We start from the raw sequence: 19492 nt of genomic DNA on the forward strand, positions 1-19492 counted from the left end.
TCACCCCGCATCTGCCAATCCTGCCCGCCATGAAGGACGCCTATTCCCTGATCCTGACCGCCATCGAGGGCGGGACATATCGCCCCGGCGACCGGCTGGTCGAATCCGAACTGGCCGAGCGGTTCGGCGTCAGCCGCACCCCCGTGCGCGAGGCCCTCCAGCGGCTGGAGACGCAGGCCATGCTGGTCCGCGACGGGCGCAGCCTGATCGTCGCCTCGCTGGACCACAACCAGCTGGCCGAACTCTATACCGTCCGTGCGGAGCTGGAGGCGCTGGCAGGCCGCCTGGCCGCCCGCCACGCCACCCCGGAAGAGGTGCGCGTGCTGGCCCAGATGGTCGAGGAGGACCGCGCCAACAAGCACGACCCCGAGGCGCTGGCCCGCGCGAACAAGCGGTTCCACCGCCAGATCCACCTGGCATCCCACAACCGCTACCTGGTGCAGCAGCTTGACCTCGTGCACCGGACCATGGCGCTGATGGCGCGCACCTCGCTTGCCGCCGAGGGGCGCAGCGAGACCGCGCTGGCCGAACATGCCAGCATCGTCGATGCCATCGCGGCGGGCGACGGCAAGGCCGCCGACGAGGCGCTGCGCCAGCACATCTCGATGGCATGGGAAACGCGGCTGAAGCTGGAGGCCAAGGCCGGTGGCTGAGCCGGTCCTGATCGCGGGCCCCGAGGATGTCGCGGCGGGTGCGGCACATCTGGCGCGGGTCTGCCCCGTCTGGGCGGGCGTCCTGCCGGAACTGGGCGAATTGCCGCTGCGGCGTCGCGACGACGGCTTTCCGGCCATCGCGCAGGCGGTGATCGGGCAGCAGATTTCCATCGCGGCGGCAGGGGCGATCTGGGCGCGGCTGGACGCTGCCGGAATGACCGAGGAAGCCACCCTGCGCATGGCGACCGAGGACGAGCTGCGCGCGCTCGGCCTGTCGCGACCCAAGGCGCGGTACCTCAAGGGCATCGCCGATGCGGGGATCGACTGGATCGCGCTGCGCGAAATGCCCGACGACCGGGCCATCGCCACGCTGACGGCGCTGCCGGGCATCGGCGTCTGGACGGCCGAGATCTATCTGATGTTCGCGCTTGGGCGGCCCGACGTTCTGGCGGCGGGCGACCTGGCCCTGCAGGAGGCCGCGCGCGTGATGTACGACCTGCCCGAACGCCCCACGCCCGCAGCGCTGCGCAGACTGGCCGAACCCTGGGCGCCCTGGCGTGCGGTTGCGGCACGCGGGCTCTGGGCCTATTACCGCCACGCGAAAGGCCGCGAGGGAGTGACATGACCGCCACGCTGACATCCGCCCGCAAGGGTCCCGAAACCGCGAAATCCGTCGTGATCTTCCTGCACGGCTATGGCGCCGACGGGAACGACCTGCTGGGCCTGGCCGATCCGCTGGCCCCGCATCTGCCGGACACGGCCTTCTATGCGCCGAACGCGCCCGAGCCCTGCAAGGGCAATCCGATGGGCTTCCAGTGGTTCCCGATCCCCTGGCTGGACGGATCCTCCGAGGAGGCCGCGAAATCCAGCATGGCCGTATCGGTGCGCATGCTGGACGCCTTCATCGACAAGGTGCTGGCCGACGAGGGGCTGCCCCCCGAGGCGCTGGCGCTGGTGGGCTTTTCCCAGGGGACGATGATGTCGCTGCACGTGGCCCCGCGCCGCGATACGCAGATCGCGGGCGTCGTCGGCTTCTCGGGTCGGCTGCTGGCCCCCGAGGCGCTGCAGGCCGAGGCGAAGACCAAGCCGCCGGTCGTGCTGATCCATGGCGACCAGGACGACGTGGTGCCCTTCGACGACATGGGCATCGCGGCGCAGGCGCTGCAGCAGGCGGGCTTCACCGTCTATGGCCACGTGATGGAGGGCACCGGCCACGGCATCGCGCCGGACGGGCTGTCGGTTGCACTGGGCTTCCTGAACCAGCACCTGCCGGAATAGACTAAAGGGGGCTGTCGGCCCATGCGGGTCGGCGGTGGCGGCTGCCCCTGCGGGCAGCCGCGGGCGCACCCTGCCCGCAGCTTTTGCATCCCGCCGTCATGCTGCTGTCACGGCGTGCTTGTATCGCTTGGCCTGCGTCCCGCACATGCAGGGGCTTGCCAGATACCTGACGCGATATATAGTCGAGTTGACAGATGAGACGGGCGCCCCGGTCAAGCCATCGGGGCAGACGGGAAGGCACCATGCTGGACGACCATCATCACACCGATTTCCGGACCCAGTTCGTTCGCGAACCGGCCAACCTGAAGCATTACCCTGCGCTGGTGCTGAACGCGGATTACCGCCCGCTCAGCTACTATCCGCTGTCGCTGTGGCCCTGGCAGGAGGCGATCAAGGCCGTCTTCCTGGACCGCGTGATGATCATCGCGGAATACGAGCAGGAGGTGCGAAGTCAGCGCCAGGCGTTCCGCATCCCCTCGGTGGTCGTGCTGAGAGATTTCGTCCGTCCCCAGAAGCGCGTGGCATTCACGCGCTTCAATCTTTTCCTGCGGGACGAATTCTGCTGCCAGTATTGCGGCGCGAAGGGCGATCTGACCTTCGACCACGTCGTGCCCCGTTCTCGCGGTGGCGTCACAAGCTGGGAGAACGTCGTCGCGGCCTGTTCGCCCTGCAACCTGCGCAAGGCCAACCGGTCGCTGCGCCATTCCGGCCTGTCGCTGCAAAGGAAGCCGCGCCAGCCCACGTCCGAGGAAATGCACTCGGTCGGGCGGCGCTTTCCGCCGAACCACCTGCATGAAAGCTGGATGGACTACCTGTACTGGGATGCCGAACTGGAGAGCTGAGGGATCAGCCCTTCGGGTCGTGATGGTTCCGCCAGCCCAGATGCGCGCACAGCGCGGCGCTGAGCGCAAGCACCAGGAAGGCCACCGGGGGCACACCTGCCGCAAGTCCGGCCCACAGCGTCACGGCGGCGCCAAGGATCACGGCGGTCAGCAGCATCAGGAAATGGGGCAACGGCATGGAACACTCCTCTCCTTGCCACCAATATGGGACCGGGACAGGGAATTGAAAAGTGCACCTTCGTATAGCGGGCGATTTTCCGCGGCGAATGCGAAGCGCCCGCGCAGCCTGACGGCGCGCGGGCAAGTCGGGCCTCAGATCAGGCCGGCATGTTCCAGGGCCGCATCGATCAGGTGACGGGTCGGCTCGCTCAGCGGGGTCAGCGGCAGGCGCACGCGCTCGTTGCAGATGCCCAGGCGCGACATGGCATATTTCGCGCCGACCAGGCCCGGCTCGACGAAAATCGCGACATGCAGCGGCATCAGCAGGTCCTGGTAACGCAGCGCCTCGGCATAGTCGCCGCGCAGCGTCGCCTCCTGGAACTTCGCGCAGAGGCCCGGAGCCACGTTCGCGGTCACGCTGATGCAGCCGACCCCGCCATGCGCGTTGAACCCGAGCGCGGTCGCATCCTCGCCCGAGAGCTGGACGAAATCGGTGCCGCAGGTCATGCGCTGGCTGCTGACGCGTTCCAGCTTGCCGGTCGCGTCCTTGACCCCGATGATCGAGGGGATGCGCGCCAGCACGCCCATCGTCTCGGGGGACATGTCGATGACCGAGCGGCCGGGGATGTTGTAGATGACGATGGGCAGGTCGCAGGCCTCGGCCAGGGCCTCGTAATGGGCGATCAGGCCCGCCTGCGTCGGCTTGTTGTAATAGGGCGTGACGACCAGCGCCGCATCGGCCCCCACCTCTTGCGAGAAGCGCAGAAGGCCGATCGCCTCGCGGGTGCTGTTGGACCCGGCGCCCGCGATGACCGGGATGCGGCCCGCCGCGCTGCGCACGACCTCTTCGACGACGAGGCGGTGTTCCTCGTGGGTCAGGGTCGGGCTTTCGCCGGTGGTGCCGACCGGCACGATGCCGTGGCTGCCCTGTTCGACATGCCATTCGACAAGTTTCTTGAGCGTGTCCAGATCCAGCTCGCCGTCCTGGGTGAACGGCGTGACGAGGGCTGGCAAAGACCCTTTGAACATGACACGCTCCTTGATGATTGCGTCCCCCGATGCGGGGGCATGAGATGGGATTCCGCCGCCTTCACTATCCCCGTGCGCCGGACTTGCCAAGGATGTGAATTGCGCAAGCGTGCTTTGACGGCGACACAGGGCGGTGATGCGACTTCTGCGTGACATGATGCTTGCGGGGATGCTGGGCGTCCTGCCCCTGTCCGCCCCCGTCCGGGCCGAGGAACCGGGCGCGATGGCGCTGGCGCTGGCCGCCGCCGACGTGTCGGACTGGGTGACCGCCCGGTCCGCCGCCGAACGCGCGGGGCCGCTGGCGCAGGCGCTGGTCGGATGGCAGGCCCTGCAGGAGGGGCACGGCAAGTTCGCCGATTACGCGGCCTTCGTGCGCGATCACGGCGACTGGCCGGGCATGGCGCGCATCAGGCGCAACGGCGATGCGCTGCTGCGGCCCGGCCTGGACCCCGACGACCTGCGCGCCTGGTTCGCGGATCACGAGCCCACCAGCCTTGCCGCCGTCGAGGCCCTGTCCGAGACGCTGTCGACCCGCAAGGCCCGCGAGGCGCGGATCCGCTTCTTCCTGACCCGCGAGATGCCCGCCGCGGACGAGGCTCGTCTTCTGGCGGCCCAAGGCGCGGTGCTGACGCCGCTGATCCCCGACCGCATCGCCGCAAGGCTGGACGCACGCGACTGGGCGGGGGCCGAACGCCTGCTGGACCGCCTGCCCGAAGAGGAACGCGGCCTGCACGCCGCGCGCATCGCGCTGCAGGCGGGGCGTGCGGGGGTGGACGACCTGATCCTGGCCCTGCCCGAGGATCTGCGCGCCGATCCCGGCCTGACGATGGACCGCTTCCTGTGGCGCGTGCGGGCCAAGCTGCATGACGGCGCGCAGGACCTGATGCTGGCGGCCTCGACCGGCACGGACGCCCTGCGCGACCCCGAGGTCTGGGCACAGATGCGCGTCGATTACGCCCGCCTTGCCATGCGCAACGGCGACTGGCAGCGCGCGCTGGACTTGGCCGCGCCGCATTACCTGCCCCCCGAGAACCGGCATTATTCGGACCTCGAATGGCTGGCGGGCTTTGCCGCGCTGAAGGTCGATCGCGCCGACCTGGCGCTGAAGCATTTCCTGCATCTGGAAACCGTGGTCGGCAGCGCGATAAGCAAGTCGCGCGCCCATTACTGGCAGGCCCGCGCGCACCGGGCGCTTGGCGACGACCGCGCCGCGCGTGCCGCATTCGAGGCCGCGGCCGAACATCCCGGCGTCTATTACGGCCAGCTGGCGATGGCCGAACTGGCCCGCCCCATGCCCGCCGAATACGCGGTGCCGGGGGCGGCGCTGGACAGCCTGCCCGACTGGCGCGGGTCCGACCTGCGCGCCGATCCGGTCTTCCGCGCGGGCATGTGGCTGATGGCCACCGGCCGCCGGGATGAGGCGCAGCGCTTCTTCCTGCACCTTGCCCAATCGGCCACCCCCGAGGACATCGCCCGCATGTCGCGCCTGATGTACGAGGCGGGCACCCCCTGGCACGGGCTGCGGCTGGCCAAGCAGTCGGCCAACCAGGGCGTCATCTGGCCCGCCGCGCAATTCCCGCTGACCGGCCTCGAATCCGAGGATCTGGGCCCGCCGCCCGAGCTGGTCATGGCCATCGCGCGGCAGGAATCCGAATTCAACCACACCGCCGCCAGCCATGTCGGCGCGCAGGGCCTCATGCAGCTGATGCCGGGCACGGCCGAACAGATGGCCGCGCAGACCGGCCTGCCCTACGACCTGCCGCGCCTGTCGCGGGACGCGGCCTACAACGCGCGGCTGGGCTCGGCCTATCTGACGGGGCTGTCGGACCGGTTCGGGCCGTCGGTCGCGCTGATCGCGTCGGGCTACAATGCCGGGCCGGGGCGGCCGATCCGCTGGCTGGACCAGTTCGGCGACCTGCGCGACGATGCCGACCCGGTGGACTGGGTCGAGCTGATCCCCTTCGACGAGACGCGCAACTATGTCATGCGTGTGGCCGAGGCGCTGCCCGTCTATCGTTCGCGCATCCACGGCAGGCCCGCGCCCGTCGTCACGCGGTGGGACCTGTCGGGCGGCGGGCAGAAACCCCTGCCCCCGCAGCGCCTGACGCTGGCCCTGTCCAAACCGCCCGTGCCCAAGCCCCTGACGATCGGGCCGCCGCTGCCCTCTAGGTGGATCTGGCCGCTGACTGTCGCTGACGATAGAGGGTGAACAGGCCCGCCCCGACGACGATCGCGCCGCCGATGACGACATTGCTGCGCAGCACCTCGCCAAACAGGGTGACGCCGATCAGGCTGACCCAGACCAGCTGGGTATAGGCGAAGGGCTGAAGGGCCGATGCCTCGGCCAACTCGTAGGCCCGGATCATCAGGTAATGCGAGGTCATCCCGCAGACGCACAGGCATCCCAGCCAGATCCAGTCGCCCGGCGCCAGCAGCTGCCATTCCCAGATGCCGACCAGCGTGATGGCGACCGCGCCCGCCGTGCCGGTCCAGAAGAAGCTGACCGAGGCCGGATCGTCGCGCGACACGTGCCGCGTCAGCAGGCCATAGATCGCGAACAGCAGCGCGGCCAGCGCGGGCAGCAGGGCCGCGGGCGTCATCACGCCCCCGCCGGGCTGCAGGATGAACAGGATGCCCGCGAAGCCGATGCCGATGGCGGTCCAGCGACGCCAGCCGACCTTCTCGCCCAGGATCGGGCCAGACAGCGCGGCGATCATCAGCGGATAGACGGCGAAGACGGCATGGGTCTCGATCAGGCCCAGCCGCACGAAGGCCTCGATCATCACCAGCACCTCGGCGGCCAGCAGGACGCCGCGGGCGATCTGGGTGACGGGGCGGCGGGTGCGCAGGGCGCGGCGGATGCCGCCGGGCTGGCGGGCGGTCAGCGCGATCACGAAGGCCGCGAAGACCCAATATCGCAGCATGACGATCAGCTCGGGCGGATAGGCGCTGCCCAGCACCCGCGAGAACGCGTCCTGCAGCGCGAAGATGAAGCTGACCGCGCACATCAGGAAGATGGCGAAGCCCGTCCGGTCGCCCGTGCCGGTGGTCCGGGGCGGGATCGGCGGCGGCGCGGATGCGGCGGCGGCCGATGCGGCATAGGGCTGCTGGTCGGGTTCACGGGACATGGGACACCTCTGCTTGCCCCCTGCTGCTGCGCCCTTGCGCGGCGCGGGTCAAGGCAAGGCCGCCTTGCACATGGTGCAAGGCGGCCCGATCGTGCCCCAGATGCAATGGCCGCGGCTCAGTCGCGCGCGCGGACGATCTTGGCGAAAGGCTCCATCAGCTGGGGGTTCGCGGCGATCAGGCGGCCCGATTCCAGCGGATCGTCATTCTCGCGGATGCCGTGGACGAAGCCGCCGGCCTCGCGCACCATCAGGATGCCCGCCGCGACGTCCCAGGACTTCACGCCGCGTTCCCAATAGCCGTCGAAGCGGCCCGCCGCGACATAGGCCAGGTCCAGCGCGGCAGCACCGAAGCGGCGCACGCCAGCGGTCACCGGCATCAGCTGCGCCAGGTCCTGCAGCGTGGCGGGCAGCGGCCCGTTGCCCGCGAAGGGGATGCCCGTCGCAAAGACCGATTCCGCAAGGCGCGTCCGGCCCGACACGCGCAGGCGCTGGTCGTTCATGAAGGCGCCCGCGCCCTTCTCGGCGGTGAACAGCTCGTCCTTGGCGGCGTCGAAGATGACGGCCGCGACGATGTCGCCCTTGTGTTCCAGCGCGATGCTGACGGCCCAGTGCGGCAGGCCGTGCAGGAAGTTCGTGGTCCCGTCCAGCGGGTCCACGATCCAGCGGCGGGTGGGGTCGTCGCCCGCTTCCTCGCCGGTCTCCTCGCCCAGCCAGCCATAGCTGGGGCGCGCGCCGCGCAGTTCTTCCTTGATGATCCGCTCGGCCTCGCGGTCGGCGCGCGACACGAAGTCGCCCGCGCCCTTGATGCTGACCTGGAGGTTCTCGACCTCGCGGAAGTCCTTGACCAGGCTGCGACCCGCCTTGCGGGCGGCCTTGATCATGATGTTGAGATTGGCGCTTGCCATCTTGTACCTCGGGGAATCTGGGGGTTGCCCGCGTCTTAGGCGAGCGCGGGGCGAATGTGAAGCGAAAGGCGCCCTAGCCCGCCGATCCGCGCAGCATCCGCAGGGGTTCGGTGCGCGAAAGTCGCAACACATGGGCCATGTAGGGCTGGCGCAGGTCGTCCTCGCGCACGGCGGCGAACAGGCGGCGGCGCAATCCGCCCTGTCCAAGGGGCAGCAGCGCCAGTTCGGGATTGGCGGCCTCTCGGCGCAGGACCCAGTCCGGCATGACCGCGATCCCGCGCCCCGATGCGACCAGCATCAGCGCCACGGCGGTCAGCTCGACATGGCGCGTCTGGGACGGCTCGATGCCTGCAGGTGTCAGGAACTGGCTGAAGACGTCCAGCCGCGCCCGGTCCATCGGATAGGTGATGAGCGTCTCGCGCGCCAGGTCCTCGGGTTCGGCAAAGCCCTTGGCGGCCAGCGGATGCGAGGCGGGCACGACCATCGTGGGGGCATAGTCGAACAGCGGCTGGAAGACGACGCCCGGCAGATCCTCGGGGTCCGACGATATGACCAGGTCCACCTCTTCGCGGACCAGCGCGGGCAGCGCGCCGAAGGCCAGGCGCTGGCGGATGTCCACGTCCACATCGGGCCAGGCGCGGCGGAAGATGTCCAGCACCGGCAGCAGCCAGTCGAAACAGGCATGGCATTCCATCGCGATATGCAGCCGCCCGACGCGCCCGGCCTCGACGCCCTTGAACTCGGCCTCGGTCGCGGCGACCAGCGGCAGGACCTGTTCGGCCAGCCGCAACAGGCGCATCCCGGCCGCGGACAGGCGCATGGGCTTGGCGCGGCGGACGAACAGCTCGACCCCGGCCTGCTCCTCCAACGCCTTGATCTGGTGGGACAATGCGGATTGCGTGATGTTCAGCACCTCGGCCGCGCGGGCCAGGCCGCCCTGACGGTGGACGGCATCGACGGTGCGAAGGTGGCGAAGCTCCAGATGCATGATGAATGAAACTCAGCTTGATCTTGAGGATTATGAATTTGTCTCACTGATACGCGCATGGCACAAGCGATGCCAACAGAAAGGAACCACCATGTCCGCCCAAGCGCCGAAAATCAGCTTCGAGTTCTTCCCGCCGAAGACGCTGGATGCGTCCTTCCGGCTGTGGGAAACCGCGCGGGCGCTGGCGCCGATGGGACCGGACTTCGTGTCGGTCACCTATGGCGCCGGTGGCACCACCCGCCAGCTGACCCACGAGGCCGTCACCACGATCAACCGCCGCTATGGCCTGCCGGTCGCGGCGCATCTGACCTGCGTCGAGGCCACCCGCGACGAGACGATGAAGATCGTCGACGACTACGCCCAAGCCGGTATCCGCGAGATTGTGGCCCTGCGCGGCGACGCGCCCAAGGGTGCCGACCGCTTCACGCCGCATCCCGAGGGCTTTGCCAACTCGATCGAGCTGATCGAGGCGATCGCCGCGCGTGGCGACATGACCATCCGCGTCGGCGCCTATCCCGAACCCCATCCCGACAGCGCGGACAGCGATGCCGACGTGGCATGGCTCAAGCGCAAGATCGACGCGGGCGCGACCAGCGCGATCACCCAGTTCTTCTTCGAGCCCGAGACCTTCTTTCGCTTCCGCGACAAATGCGTGGCCGCGGGGATCTATGCGCCGATCATTCCGGGCATCCTTCCGGTCCAGAGCTGGGCAGGCACCAAGCGCTTTGCCGCCACCTGCAACACCACCGTGCCCGCCTGGGCCGAAGAGGCGTTCCAGCTGGCCGAGCTGGACGGCCCCGAGGCGCATCGCCGCCTGGCGACCGACCTGTCGGTCGATCTGTGCGCGCGCCTGATCGAGGGGGGCGTGGACCGGCTGCACTTCTACACGCTGAACCGCCCCGAGCTGACGCGCGACGTCTGCGCCGCGCTTGGCGTGACGGCCCGCCCGGAACTGAACGCGGTCGCCTGACCGCTCAGGCCGGGTGGGGGCCCTGCCCCGGCGCGGCCTCGACCGGGGCCTCGCAGCCCTTGTCGGCCAGATGCCCCGTCAGGCGGCCCGGTCCCGCATAGGGGCAGGGCACCGACGGGTGCAGGCATTCGGTGGCAAAGCGCCCCGCCTGCCTGCCGCCCCGCGCAAGGAACAGCTTGCCCCATCGCCGCCACGTGCCCAGGGACGGCGCGGTGACATCGCAGGGAAACAGCGCCCGCCACCCGTCCGGCAGGGGCAGGCCGTGCGATTCGCCGCGTTCCAGCATCCAGACCAGCGGGATGTTCGACAGCGGCCTTGCGAATTCATACCCCGCCAGCTGCCCGCCGATATCGGGATGCGATCCGCGGAACCACGCCTGCTCGATCCGGCCCGCCGCGTGGTCGTCGTCCCACAGGACCGGCGCGAAGGCCAAGCGCGTCTCGTCCAGGGCAAGCGCCTGGTATCCGTGGGCGATCCCCTGTCCAAGATGCGCGTCGTGAAAGCGGAAGCGCGGCTCGGTCATCATCCACAGGAAGGGCAGGCGCAGGCCCAGCGACATGACCGCATCGAAGCAGCCCAGCATGCGGATCGGGGCCTCGGGGTGGCAGCGGCGTCGGCGGAACAGGTCCTGCGCCTTCTGCGGCCCGCCCCGGCGATAGAAGCGCCAGGCCAGCCGGATGTTGCGGGGCGTCGCGAATTCGGGGCGCAACAGCCCCACCCGCGCGATCATGCCCGCAAGGCTGCGCACCGCGAAACCGCCCCTGCTGTAGCCCATCATGAAGATCGGATCGCCCGGTCGCCAGCCCGAGGCCAGCCAGCCATAGGCCTCGACGATGCGTTCTTCCAGCGCGGTGCCCATGATCAGTTCGGGAAGGGTGCGCCACCGGTTCCACTGCTGGCCGATGGCGTAATGGACCCGCATCCGTTCGTTCGGACGCGGCAGGCCCAGCTCACCGCCCAGAAGGCGATGGATCCGGCCTATGGAACTGCGACGCCCCTGCGCAAGCGATGCGAAGGTGCCATCCATCAGCACCACATGCGTCCTGGTCGGCCGAATCGAATTCATGCCCCCAACCTAGCACGCCGTGCGGGAAGGGGGCATGTGACGTCACAGCGCCATGACGGTCGCGCGGGTCATCGCGCCGAAGCCGTTGAAGCGGGTGTTGGTGACCACGGAATAGGCCCCCGCCCCCTGGAAGACGACGAAATCGCCCTCGGCGATGTCGGCGGGCAGCGCCAGTTCGCCCGGCAGGCGATCCACCGAATCGCAGGTCGGGCCGAAGATGACGCGGCCGCCGGCGTCACCCTCGCGCAGGACGCCCTCGGCGGTATAGACCTCGATCCGGTCGATATTGCCGATGATCGGCAGCTCGGCCAGCCCGCCATAGGTGCCGTCGTTCAGGAACACGTCGCCGCCGTCGCGCACGCCCTTCACGCGGGTGATCAGCGCGAAGGCATCGGCGCACAGGCCCCGCCCCGGTTCGCAGACCAGGTCGGGCGCATCGTCACCGAACATCTCGGTCGTGGTGTCGCCAATCTCCTGGAAGATCGATTCCAGGTCCGGCTCGACCCCCACCACGCGATGCGAGGGGAAGCCCCCGCCCACGTTCAGGCGCGTGGCGCGCACGCCCGCCATGTCGCAGATGTCCTTGGCCACGCGGATATAGCTTTCCCACGCGATGGGGTCGGTGCATTGCGTTCCCGGATGGAAGGTCAGCGAGGGGATGTAGCCCCGGCGCGCGACCTCGGCCAGCAGCTCGGCCGCAAGCTCGGGACTGGCGCCGAATTTCGACCCGAAATCATAGGCCGCGCCCAGAACCGGCAGCTTGAAGCGGGGCGAGATCTCGACCCCCTGCCCGTCCACCTCGGTCGGGACCTGATCGAACAGCTTCTCCAGCTCGGAGCGGCTGTCCACCGACCATGCGCGGATGCCCGACCCCACGGCGTGCGCGATCTCGGAACGGGCGCGGACGGGGTTGTGGTAATGGCGCGCCGCGTCGGGGGCCATGCGCCCGATCAGGTCGATCTCGAACGGGGATGCCACGTCGAAGCCGCGGATGCCCGCCGCCAGCAGGTTCTGGATCACGGCCTCGTCGGGGTTGGACTTGACGGCATAGGTCACGAAACCCGGGAAACCCTGAAGGAAACGCCGCGCCCGGTCCTGCAGCACCGTCGGCGCGAAGACCATGACCGGATGCTCGGGCTTCAGGTGACGGATCACCTCGGCCGGATTGTCCCAGACGGTCTTCTCTTGTCCCATGGCGGTTCCTTTCGCACGAAGGGTGTCAATTTTGGGCGCGAACCCAGACTGGCGCTTTTGGGTTCCGATTTCACCAATGAAAAGGGTAGTTATGCCTCACAGATCGGTTATTATGACGAATTGCATGTCATTTTGACGAAACGGCCACATGGACGATCTGGATCGCAACATCATCGCGCTTCTTTCCGGCGATGCACGCATGTCGCTGGCCGTCCTGGCGCGTCGGCTGAAGGTCGCGCGGTCCACCGCGCAGACCCGGCTGGAGCGACTGGAGGCCACGGGCGCCATCGCCGGATACACGCTGCGGCTGGGCGAACAGGCCCGCGAGGGGCGCATCCGCGCGACCGTCCTGCTGGAGATCGCGCCCCGGTCCCTTGCGGGCGTGATGACCCGCCTGCGGGCGATTTCCCAGGTCGAGCGCGTGCACACGACCAGCGGGCGGATCGACATGCTGGTGCAGCTGGCGACCGGATCCACGTCCGAGCTGGACGAGACGCTGGACCGCATCGGCGCGATCGAGGGCGTGCGCGGCAGCGAGAGCCTGATCCACCTGTCCACCAAGCTGGATCGCGCCACCTGAGCCACGCGGACGTTGATTTGCGCGGCATCCGGCGCGACCATCGGACCATGACGGGGCGATTCCCCGCGATTTCGCCGGGATGGTTCCCCTTCGCCTGAAAGGGGGTTTCGCATGACGTCTCACGGCATGCCCTGCTGGTACGAGCTTTCGACCGCGGATGGCGGCCTTGCCGATGCGGGCGGCTTCTATGCCGCGCTTCTGGGTTGGCAGGTCGCGGATTCGGGGATGGAGGGGTTCAGCTATCACCTTGCGCGCCTGGGTGACCGGATGGCGGCAGGCCTGATGGAGATGCCCGGAATGCCCCCGGCCTGGACCATCTATTTCGAGGTCGCCGACGCCGAGGCCACCTGCGGGCTGGTCGCCGAGACCGGCGGCACCGTCCTGCGCGAACCCGCCGAGATTCCCGGCACCGGACGTTTTGCGATCCTGTCCGACCCGCAGGGCGCGGTCTTCGGCATCCTCGAACCCGCGCCCATGGAGGATCCGCAGCCCGGCGCCTTCGACATGGCGACCCCCGGCATGGCCAACTGGAACGAGCTGATGACCGCCGATCCCGAAGCCGCGCTGGACTTCTATGATCGCGTCTTCGGCTGGCAGCCGGGACAGGCGATGGATATGGGCGATCAGGGCAAGTACCACATCTTCACGCATGACGGATCCGATACCGGCGGCATGATGGGCCTGATGGGAATGCCGCAGCCCTTCTGGATGCCCTATTTCGGCCACGGCGCGATCGCGCGGGCGGCGGACCATGCGCGCGACCTGGGCGGCCAGGTCCTGCATGGCCCCGAAGAGGTGCCGGGCGGGATGCATGTCCTGATGATCCGCGATCCGCAGGGTGCGCATTTCGGGCTGGTCGGCCCGAAGGGCGACTGACCGCAAGCGTCTCTTGGCCTTTCGGCCTGCATTCGCTAATCCCGTCCTCAAGCAAGGGGATGTGAAGCGATGACCATGGACAAGAGCTTTGACGCCCGCGCAGCCGAGGCACGGATCAGCGCGGAGTGGGAACGGAACGGGGCATTCGCCGCCGGGGCGAATGCCCGGCGGTCCGAGACCTTCACGGTGATGATCCCGCCGCCCAACGTCACGGGCAGCCTGCATATCGGCCACGCCTTCAACAACACGCTGCAGGACATCCTTGTCCGCTGGCACCGGATGCGCGGCTTCGACACGCTGTGGCAGCCCGGCCAGGACCACGCGGGCATCGCGACGCAGATGGTCGTCGAACGCCAGATGGCGCAGCGCGGCGAACCGGGCCGGCGCGAGATCGGCCGCGACGCCTTCGTCGAGAAGATCTGGGCCTGGAAGCAGGAATCGGGTGACACGATCATCAACCAGCTGAAGCGCCTTGGCGCATCCTGCGACTGGTCGCGCAACGCCTTCACCATGTCGGGCGCCCCCGGTGCGCCCGCGGGCGAGGATGGCAATTTCCACGACGCCGTGATCCGCGTCTTCGTCGACCTCTACAACAAGGGCATCATCTATCGCGGCAAGCGGCTGGTGAACTGGGACCCGCATTTCGAGACCGCGATCAGCGATCTCGAGGTCGAGAACCGCGAGGTTCCCGGCCACATGTGGCACTTCAAGTACCCGCTGGCCGGCGGCGAGACCTATGAATACGTGGAACGCGACGAGGACGGCACCGTCACCCTGCGCGAGACCCGCGACTATATCGCCATCGCCACGACCCGCCCCGAGACGATGCTGGGCGACGGCGCGGTCGCGGTGCATCCCGACGACCCCCGCTATGCCCCCATCGTCGGCAAGCTGGTCGAGATCCCCGTGGGTCCCAAGGAACAGCGCCGCCTGATCCCGATCATCACCGACGAATATCCCGACCCCGATTTCGGGTCGGGCGCGGTCAAGATCACCGGCGCGCATGACTTCAACGACTACGAGGTCGCCAAGCGCAACGACATCCCGCTGTTCGCGCTGCTGGACACCAAGGGCGCGCTGCGCACCGACGGGCTGTCCTATGACGAAAGCGCCGCGATCGCATCGCGCGCCGCGCGGGGCGAGGATGTGGGCGACGTGTCGAACGTGAACCTCGTCCCCGAGGATCTGCGCGGGCTGGACCGCTATGACGCGCGCAAGCGGGTGATCGACCAGATCACCGCCGACGGCCTTGCCGTGACCTATCTCCACAAGGAGATCGAGAAGGAGACCGGCGCCGAGCATCTGGAACGCCGCCCCGTGATCGAGAACAAGCCGATCATGCAGCCCTTCGGCGACCGCTCGGGCGTGGTGATCGAACCCATGCTGACCGACCAGTGGTTCGTGGACACGCAGCGCATCGTCGGCCCCGCGCTGGATGCCGTGCGCGAGGGTCGGACCCAGATCCTGCCGGAACAGCACAAGAAGGTCTATTTCAACTGGCTCGAGAACATCGAGCCCTGGACCATCTCGCGCCAGCTGTGGTGGGGCCACCAGATCCCGGTGTGGTACGACGAGGACGGCAACCAGTACTGCGCCCCGACCGAGGCCGAGGCCCAGGCAATGGCGCCGGGCAAGGTGCTGACCCGCGACCCCGACGTGCTGGACACCTGGTTCAGCAGCGGGCTGTGGCCCATCGGCACGCTCGGCTGGCCGGAACCCACGCCGGAACTGGAGAAGTACTTCCCGACCGACGTGCTGGTCACGGGCTTCGACATCATCTTCTTCTGGGTCGCCCGGATGATGATGATGCAGTTGGAGGTGGTGAAGGACATCCCCTTCCACACCGTCTATGTCCACGGGCTGGTGCGCGACGAAAAGGGCGCCAAGATGTCCAAGTCCAAGGGCAACGTCATCGACCCGCTGACGCTGGTGGACGATTACGGTGCCGACGCGCTGCGCTTTACCCTGACCGGCATGGCCGCGATGGGCCGCGACCCCAAGCTGGGCCCGAAGCATGTCGAGGTGAACCGCAACTTCGTCACCAAGATCTGGAACGCCACCCGGTTCGCGGAAATGAACGGCGTGCGCGGCGGCGTGGCACGGCCCGCGCCCGCCCATACCGTGAACCGCTGGATCATCGGCGAGGTCGCGCGCATCCGCCAGTCCACCGACGAGGCGCTGGCCGCCTATCGCTTCAACGATGCGGCGACGGGGCTTTACGCCTTCGTCTGGGGCAAGGTCTGCGACTGGTACGTGGAATTCGCCAAGCCCCTGTTCGACGGCGAGCACGCCGAGGAAACCCGCGCCACGATGGGCTGGGTGCTGGACCAGTGCTACCTGCTGCTGCACCCGATCATGCCCTTCGTCACCGAGGAGCTGTGGTCCCTGACGGGCGACCGCGACGGCATGCTGGTCCATGGCGAATGGCCCGAATACGGGCCCGAGCTGATCGACGCCGATGCCGACCGCCAGATGAACTGGGTCATCCAGCTGATCGAGGCCGTGCGTTCGGCCCGCGCGCAGATGGGTGTTCCCGCCGGCGCGAAGCTGGACCTGATCGTGACCGAGGCCGACGATGCGGCCCGCGCCGCACTGGCCGCCAACGCCCCGCTGATCGAGCGGATGGCCCGCGTGAACGCGCCCGTCGAAGGCGAGGCGGGCCGCGGCATGATCGCGGTCTCGGCCACGGGGGCGTCCTTCGCGCTGCCCATCGGGGACGTGATCGACGTGGCCGCCGAAACCGCGCGCCTGCAGAAATCGCAGGCCAAGACGACCAAGGATACCGACGGCCTGCGCAAGCGCCTGTCCAATCCGAAATTCGTCGAGAACGCCGAGCCCGAGGTCATCGACGAGACCCGCGACAAGCTGGCCGCGCTGGAGGACGACCTTGCGCGTCTTCAGGCCGCGCTGGACCAGCTGGCAGCGATGTGAAACGCAAGGGGCGGCCCGATGGCCGCCCCTTCGTCATTCCAGCGATGCGATCGCCTGCGGCAGGCGTTCCTCGAATATCGCAAGCTCGGTTTCCGGGGCGCAGCTGATGCGGATGCAGCGGTCCAGCGGCGCGACGCCCGGCATGCGGATGAAGACCCCGCGTTCCTGCAACGCGCCCACCAGCGCCCGCGAGAACGCTCCGTCGCGCCCCGTGTCCAGCGCCACGAAATTCGTGGCCGAGGGCAGCGCCCGCATCCCGTTGTCGGCCCCGATCTGCGCGATCCGGTCCCGCGCCGCCGCGACCGAGGCCACGACATGGGCCAGCCAGCCCTGGTCCAGCAACGCGACCAGCGCGCCGATCTGGGCGATGCGGTTCACGCCGAAATGGTTGCGGATGCGGTCGAAGCCCGCGATCAGGTCGCGATCCCCGATGGCATAGCCGATCCGCGCGCCCGCCAGCCCGTAGGCCTTGGAGAAGGTCCGCATGCGGATCACGCGCGGATCCTCCGCCGCGATCCGCGGCACCGCGGACTGCGGGGCGAACTCGACATAGGCCTCGTCCAGGATCAGCAGGCAGTCGGGCGGCAGGCGGTCCAGCATGGCGGTCACGACCGACGCGTCGTGCCAGCTGCCCATCGGGTTGTCGGGATTGGCCAGATAGACCAGCTTCGCGCCGACCTGCCGCGCGCGGTCCAGCAACGCCTCGGGATCCTCGGCGTCATCGCGATAGGGGACCTTGTGCAGGACGCCCCCGAAGCCCGCGACGTGATAGTTGAAGGTCGGATAGGCCCCTTCCGAGGTCACGACCGCATCGCCCGGCCCGACGATCAGCCGCACCAGGTTGCCCAGCAGCCCGTCGATCCCCTCGCCCACCAGGAGATGCGCGGCATCGATCCCCAGATGCGTCGACAGCGCCTGCCGCAGATCGTGGCTGGGCGCGTCGCCGTATTTCCAGATCTCGGCCACGGCCTCGCGCATGGCGCGGGCGGCCAGGGGGCTGGGTCCGAAGGCGCTCTCGTTCGCGCCAAGCCGCGCGTCGAAGGGGCGGCCCATGCGGCGTTCGAGTTCCTCGGGGCCGGTGAAGGGCACCGTCTGGGGAAGGGATGCGGGGATCGGGGCAAATCTTGTCATGGCGCGCAGAATACCCGCGCGCATGGCAGCCGCAAGATGGGCCTCAGAAGGCCCGGAAGGTCATGGTGGTCAGGGTGCGGCTGATATGGGGGATGTCGAACAGCCGATCCGACAGGAAGCGGCCGACATCCTCGTCCTCGGGGATGTAGACCTTGGCGATCAGATCGTAATCCCCCGAGGTCGAGAACAGCTCGCTCACGACCTCTCGGTCGTAGATCGCCTCGGCCACCTGGTAGGTCTTGCCGGGTTCGCAGCGGAACTGCACGAAGACTGCTCGCATCGGGTTCTCCTGTCCTTGCGGCGCGAGGTTAGACCGTGGGCGCGGCGCGGGTCCAGTCCCCCCGCGCATGGCCGCGCCAGAACCGCGCCATCAGCAGGATCGCGGCCAGCGTCAGCCCCACGCACAGCCCCAGCCACAGCCCCGCCGCGCCGACGCCAAGCGGGAAGGCCAGCGCCCAGGCCACCGGCATGCCGACCACCCAGTAGCTGAAGCCCGCCATCCACATCGGCACGCGCGTGTCCTGCACCCCGCGCAGGAAGCCCAGGGCGATCACCTGGAAGGCGTCGGTCAGCTGGAACAGCGCGGCGAAAGTCAGCAGCGACACGCCGATGGCCACGATCTCGGGGGCCTGCGGGTCGTTCGGGTCCATGTACAGCTGCACCAGGCCGGGGGCGAAGAAGATGTAGATCGCGATGGCGATGATCGCGAAGACCAGCGACATGGCCGTCACCGTGATGGCCGCGTCCCGCATCCAGGCGCGGTCGCCCCGCCCCTTGGCCTGGCCCACGCGCACGGTGGCCGCGTTGGACAGGCCCAGATGCGCCATGAAGGTGATCGCGGTGATCTGCAGCGCGATCCCGTGGGCCGCCAGCTGCTGCGTGCCGATCCAGCCCATCATGATGTTCGAGGCGACGAACAGCCCGCCCTCGGCCAGCATGGTCAGGCCGATGGGCCAGCCGAGGCGCGCGACCTCGGCCATGGCATGCCAGTCGGGCTTCCAGAAGCGCTGGAACAGCGCGTATTTGCGCGCCTCGGCCAGCCAGGCGGCATAGAGCGCCAGCAGGACCAGCTGGAACAGCTGGACCGTGAAGCTGGCAAGGGCCGCGCCGGTCACGCCCAGTTCGGGCACGCCCAGGTTGCCGAAGATCAGCACCCAGTTCAGGAACAGGTTCAGCGGCAGCCCCGCCAGCGTGACCCACATGACGATGGCCGTCCGTTCCATCGCGGCAAGATATGACGACAGGGTCAGCTGGCCCAGCACCAGCGCCAGGCCCCAGCCCGCGATGCGCAGGTATTCCTGCGCCAGCGCGCTGACGGCGGGCGTCTGGCCAAGCGCCAGCAGGATCGGCTCGGACCACCACAGAAGCGGCATGCCCAGAAGCGCGAATCCCGCCGACAGCCACAGCGCCATGCGGGTGCCGCGGCGGACCTCGGTCTCGCGGCCGGCGGCGATGTTGGTGGCGATGGGGCCCATCACGGCGGTGCCGAAGCCCATGCCCAGGAAGAACAGGATATGGAAGCACGAGGTCGCGATCACCAGCGCGGCAAGGGGCTCGACCCCGTACCAGCCGATCATGACGGTATCGCCCACGCCGATGGCCATGCGAGCAAGATGGCTGCCGATCAGCGGCAACCCAAGCGCGAGCGTCGCGCGGATATGGGGGCGATAGCGTGCGTATGACATGGGCAAGGCCATATCCCCTGCCGCCCCTTCGGGCAAGCCGCAGACCGCTGCCGCTTGCCGCAATCCCCCCCATCTGC

The 19492-nt window shown here is 68.7% G+C and carries 19 protein-coding genes; 9 read left to right on the plus strand and 10 right to left on the minus strand.

Features of this window, described 5'->3' with window-relative positions:
• Positions 1-29: 29 nt before the first annotated feature.
• The 4 genes from F804_RS0108140 to F804_RS0108155 all read left to right on the plus strand — a co-directional run bounded on the left by F804_RS0108140 (position 30) and on the right by F804_RS0108155 (position 2773).
• Positions 30-653 carry a GntR family transcriptional regulator gene (locus F804_RS0108140; protein ID WP_022707259.1) on the plus strand — a complete coding sequence of 208 codons (624 nt, stop codon included), beginning with the start codon at positions 30-32 and terminating at the stop codon, positions 651-653.
• Positions 646-1278, plus strand: a complete 633-nt coding sequence (locus F804_RS0108145; protein WP_022707260.1) for a DNA-3-methyladenine glycosylase family protein — start codon at positions 646-648, stop codon at positions 1276-1278. The genes F804_RS0108140 and F804_RS0108145 overlap by 8 nt, the downstream gene beginning before the upstream one ends.
• Positions 1275-1931, plus strand: coding sequence for an alpha/beta hydrolase (locus F804_RS0108150; RefSeq protein WP_022707261.1), 657 nt, complete (start codon positions 1275-1277; stop codon positions 1929-1931). Before F804_RS0108145 ends, F804_RS0108150 begins: the two co-directional genes overlap by 4 nt.
• Positions 1932-2173: 242 nt before the next feature.
• Positions 2174-2773, plus strand: coding sequence for an HNH endonuclease (locus F804_RS0108155; RefSeq protein ID WP_022707262.1), 600 nt, complete (start codon positions 2174-2176; stop codon positions 2771-2773).
• Positions 2774-2777: 4 nt separating this feature from the next.
• On the opposite strand, the gene F804_RS17510 is transcribed toward F804_RS0108155, so the two are convergent.
• The gene (locus F804_RS17510) at positions 2778-2951 is read right to left on the minus strand and encodes a hypothetical protein (protein WP_022707263.1); all 174 of its coding nucleotides are present in this window, start codon (positions 2949-2951) and stop codon (positions 2778-2780) included.
• A 134-nt stretch (positions 2952-3085) separates the two neighbouring features.
• Complete coding sequence (gene dapA / locus F804_RS0108165) at positions 3086-3961, minus strand: 4-hydroxy-tetrahydrodipicolinate synthase (protein WP_022707264.1); 876 nt, start codon at positions 3959-3961, stop codon at positions 3086-3088.
• 136 nt (positions 3962-4097) lie between these two features.
• Between dapA and F804_RS16015 the strand changes: the two genes are divergently transcribed.
• Positions 4098-6170, plus strand: a complete 2073-nt coding sequence (locus F804_RS16015; RefSeq protein ID WP_022707265.1) for a lytic transglycosylase domain-containing protein — start codon at positions 4098-4100, stop codon at positions 6168-6170.
• Here F804_RS16015 and F804_RS0108175 read toward each other — a convergent pair.
• The 3 genes from F804_RS0108175 to F804_RS0108185 all read right to left on the minus strand — a co-directional run bounded on the left by F804_RS0108175 (position 6127) and on the right by F804_RS0108185 (position 8982).
• Positions 6127-7089, minus strand: coding sequence for a DMT family transporter (locus F804_RS0108175; protein WP_022707266.1), 963 nt, complete (start codon positions 7087-7089; stop codon positions 6127-6129). The genes F804_RS16015 and F804_RS0108175 overlap by 44 nt on opposite strands.
• Positions 7090-7205: 116 nt before the next feature.
• On the minus strand, positions 7206-7994 hold the full coding sequence (locus F804_RS0108180; protein ID WP_022707267.1) for an inositol monophosphatase family protein: 789 nt from the start codon (positions 7992-7994) through the stop codon (positions 7206-7208).
• Positions 7995-8067: 73 nt separating this feature from the next.
• Positions 8068-8982: a LysR family transcriptional regulator gene (locus tag F804_RS0108185; RefSeq protein WP_022707268.1), complete on the minus strand. Its 915-nt coding sequence runs from the start codon at positions 8980-8982 to the stop codon at positions 8068-8070.
• 91 nt (positions 8983-9073) lie between these two features.
• On the opposite strand from F804_RS0108185, the gene metF reads away from it, so the two are divergent.
• The gene (gene metF / locus F804_RS0108190) at positions 9074-9952 is read left to right on the plus strand and encodes a methylenetetrahydrofolate reductase [NAD(P)H] (protein WP_022707269.1); all 879 of its coding nucleotides are present in this window, start codon (positions 9074-9076) and stop codon (positions 9950-9952) included.
• Between the two features lie 4 nt (positions 9953-9956).
• Here metF and F804_RS16020 read toward each other — a convergent pair whose 3' ends face one another.
• The gene (locus F804_RS16020; protein WP_022707270.1) at positions 9957-11018 is read right to left on the minus strand and encodes a DUF2235 domain-containing protein; all 1062 of its coding nucleotides are present in this window, start codon (positions 11016-11018) and stop codon (positions 9957-9959) included.
• 42 nt (positions 11019-11060) lie between these two features.
• Positions 11061-12212 (minus strand): type III PLP-dependent enzyme, encoded by a 1152-nt coding sequence (locus F804_RS0108200; RefSeq protein ID WP_022707271.1) that lies wholly within the window; start codon positions 12210-12212, stop codon positions 11061-11063.
• Positions 12213-12360: 148 nt separating this feature from the next.
• On the opposite strand from F804_RS0108200, the gene F804_RS0108205 reads away from it, so the two are divergent.
• From F804_RS0108205 to F804_RS0108215, 3 genes are all read left to right on the plus strand, one after another.
• Complete coding sequence (locus F804_RS0108205; protein WP_022707272.1) at positions 12361-12792, plus strand: Lrp/AsnC family transcriptional regulator; 432 nt, start codon at positions 12361-12363, stop codon at positions 12790-12792.
• Between the two features lie 111 nt (positions 12793-12903).
• The gene (locus F804_RS0108210) at positions 12904-13668 is read left to right on the plus strand and encodes a VOC family protein (protein ID WP_022707273.1); all 765 of its coding nucleotides are present in this window, start codon (positions 12904-12906) and stop codon (positions 13666-13668) included.
• 69 nt (positions 13669-13737) lie between these two features.
• Complete coding sequence (locus tag F804_RS0108215) at positions 13738-16599, plus strand: valine--tRNA ligase (RefSeq protein WP_022707274.1); 2862 nt, start codon at positions 13738-13740, stop codon at positions 16597-16599.
• A gap of 33 nt (positions 16600-16632) precedes the next feature.
• On the opposite strand, the gene F804_RS0108220 is transcribed toward F804_RS0108215, so the two are convergent.
• From F804_RS0108220 to F804_RS0108230, 3 genes are read right to left on the minus strand one after another with little or no spacing between them, the layout of a single operon-like run.
• A complete protein-coding gene (locus F804_RS0108220; RefSeq protein ID WP_028725776.1) occupies positions 16633-17730 on the minus strand; it encodes a pyridoxal phosphate-dependent aminotransferase in 1098 nt (365 codons plus the stop codon).
• 43 nt (positions 17731-17773) lie between these two features.
• Positions 17774-18010 (minus strand): Lrp/AsnC ligand binding domain-containing protein, encoded by a 237-nt coding sequence (locus tag F804_RS0108225; RefSeq protein ID WP_022707276.1) that lies wholly within the window; start codon positions 18008-18010, stop codon positions 17774-17776.
• A 28-nt stretch (positions 18011-18038) separates the two neighbouring features.
• The gene (locus F804_RS0108230) at positions 18039-19415 is read right to left on the minus strand and encodes an MATE family efflux transporter (protein ID WP_028725777.1); all 1377 of its coding nucleotides are present in this window, start codon (positions 19413-19415) and stop codon (positions 18039-18041) included.
• Between the last annotated feature and the right edge of the window lie 77 nt (positions 19416-19492).

It is taken from the genome of Paracoccus zeaxanthinifaciens ATCC 21588, assembly GCF_000420145.1.
GTDB classification, from domain to species: domain Bacteria; phylum Pseudomonadota; class Alphaproteobacteria; order Rhodobacterales; family Rhodobacteraceae; genus Paracoccus; species Paracoccus zeaxanthinifaciens.

Excerpts from the sequence above, each read along its gene's own strand:
- F804_RS0108140 (WP_022707259.1), top strand. The coding sequence starts at position 30 with ATGAAGGACGCCTATTCCCTGATCCTGACCGCCATCGAGGGCGGGACA.
- F804_RS0108150 (WP_022707261.1), top strand. The coding sequence starts at position 1,275 with ATGACCGCCACGCTGACATCCGCCCGCAAGGGTCCCGAAACCGCGAAA.
- F804_RS0108155 (WP_022707262.1), top strand. The coding sequence starts at position 2,174 with ATGCTGGACGACCATCATCACACCGATTTCCGGACCCAGTTCGTTCGC.
- F804_RS17510 (WP_022707263.1), bottom strand. The coding sequence starts at position 2,951 with ATGCCGTTGCCCCATTTCCTGATGCTGCTGACCGCCGTGATCCTTGGC.
- dapA (WP_022707264.1), bottom strand. The coding sequence starts at position 3,961 with ATGTTCAAAGGGTCTTTGCCAGCCCTCGTCACGCCGTTCACCCAGGAC.
- F804_RS16015 (WP_022707265.1), top strand. The coding sequence starts at position 4,098 with ATGCGACTTCTGCGTGACATGATGCTTGCGGGGATGCTGGGCGTCCTG.
- F804_RS0108175 (WP_022707266.1), bottom strand. The coding sequence starts at position 7,089 with ATGTCCCGTGAACCCGACCAGCAGCCCTATGCCGCATCGGCCGCCGCC.
- F804_RS0108180 (WP_022707267.1), bottom strand. The coding sequence starts at position 7,994 with ATGGCAAGCGCCAATCTCAACATCATGATCAAGGCCGCCCGCAAGGCG.
- F804_RS0108185 (WP_022707268.1), bottom strand. The coding sequence starts at position 8,982 with ATGCATCTGGAGCTTCGCCACCTTCGCACCGTCGATGCCGTCCACCGT.
- metF (WP_022707269.1), top strand. The coding sequence starts at position 9,074 with ATGTCCGCCCAAGCGCCGAAAATCAGCTTCGAGTTCTTCCCGCCGAAG.
- F804_RS16020 (WP_022707270.1), bottom strand. The coding sequence starts at position 11,018 with ATGAATTCGATTCGGCCGACCAGGACGCATGTGGTGCTGATGGATGGC.
- F804_RS0108200 (WP_022707271.1), bottom strand. The coding sequence starts at position 12,212 with ATGGGACAAGAGAAGACCGTCTGGGACAATCCGGCCGAGGTGATCCGT.
- F804_RS0108205 (WP_022707272.1), top strand. The coding sequence starts at position 12,361 with ATGGACGATCTGGATCGCAACATCATCGCGCTTCTTTCCGGCGATGCA.
- F804_RS0108210 (WP_022707273.1), top strand. The coding sequence starts at position 12,904 with ATGACGTCTCACGGCATGCCCTGCTGGTACGAGCTTTCGACCGCGGAT.
- F804_RS0108215 (WP_022707274.1), top strand. The coding sequence starts at position 13,738 with ATGACCATGGACAAGAGCTTTGACGCCCGCGCAGCCGAGGCACGGATC.
- F804_RS0108220 (WP_028725776.1), bottom strand. The coding sequence starts at position 17,730 with ATGACAAGATTTGCCCCGATCCCCGCATCCCTTCCCCAGACGGTGCCC.
- F804_RS0108225 (WP_022707276.1), bottom strand. The coding sequence starts at position 18,010 with ATGCGAGCAGTCTTCGTGCAGTTCCGCTGCGAACCCGGCAAGACCTAC.
- F804_RS0108230 (WP_028725777.1), bottom strand. The coding sequence starts at position 19,415 with ATGTCATACGCACGCTATCGCCCCCATATCCGCGCGACGCTCGCGCTT.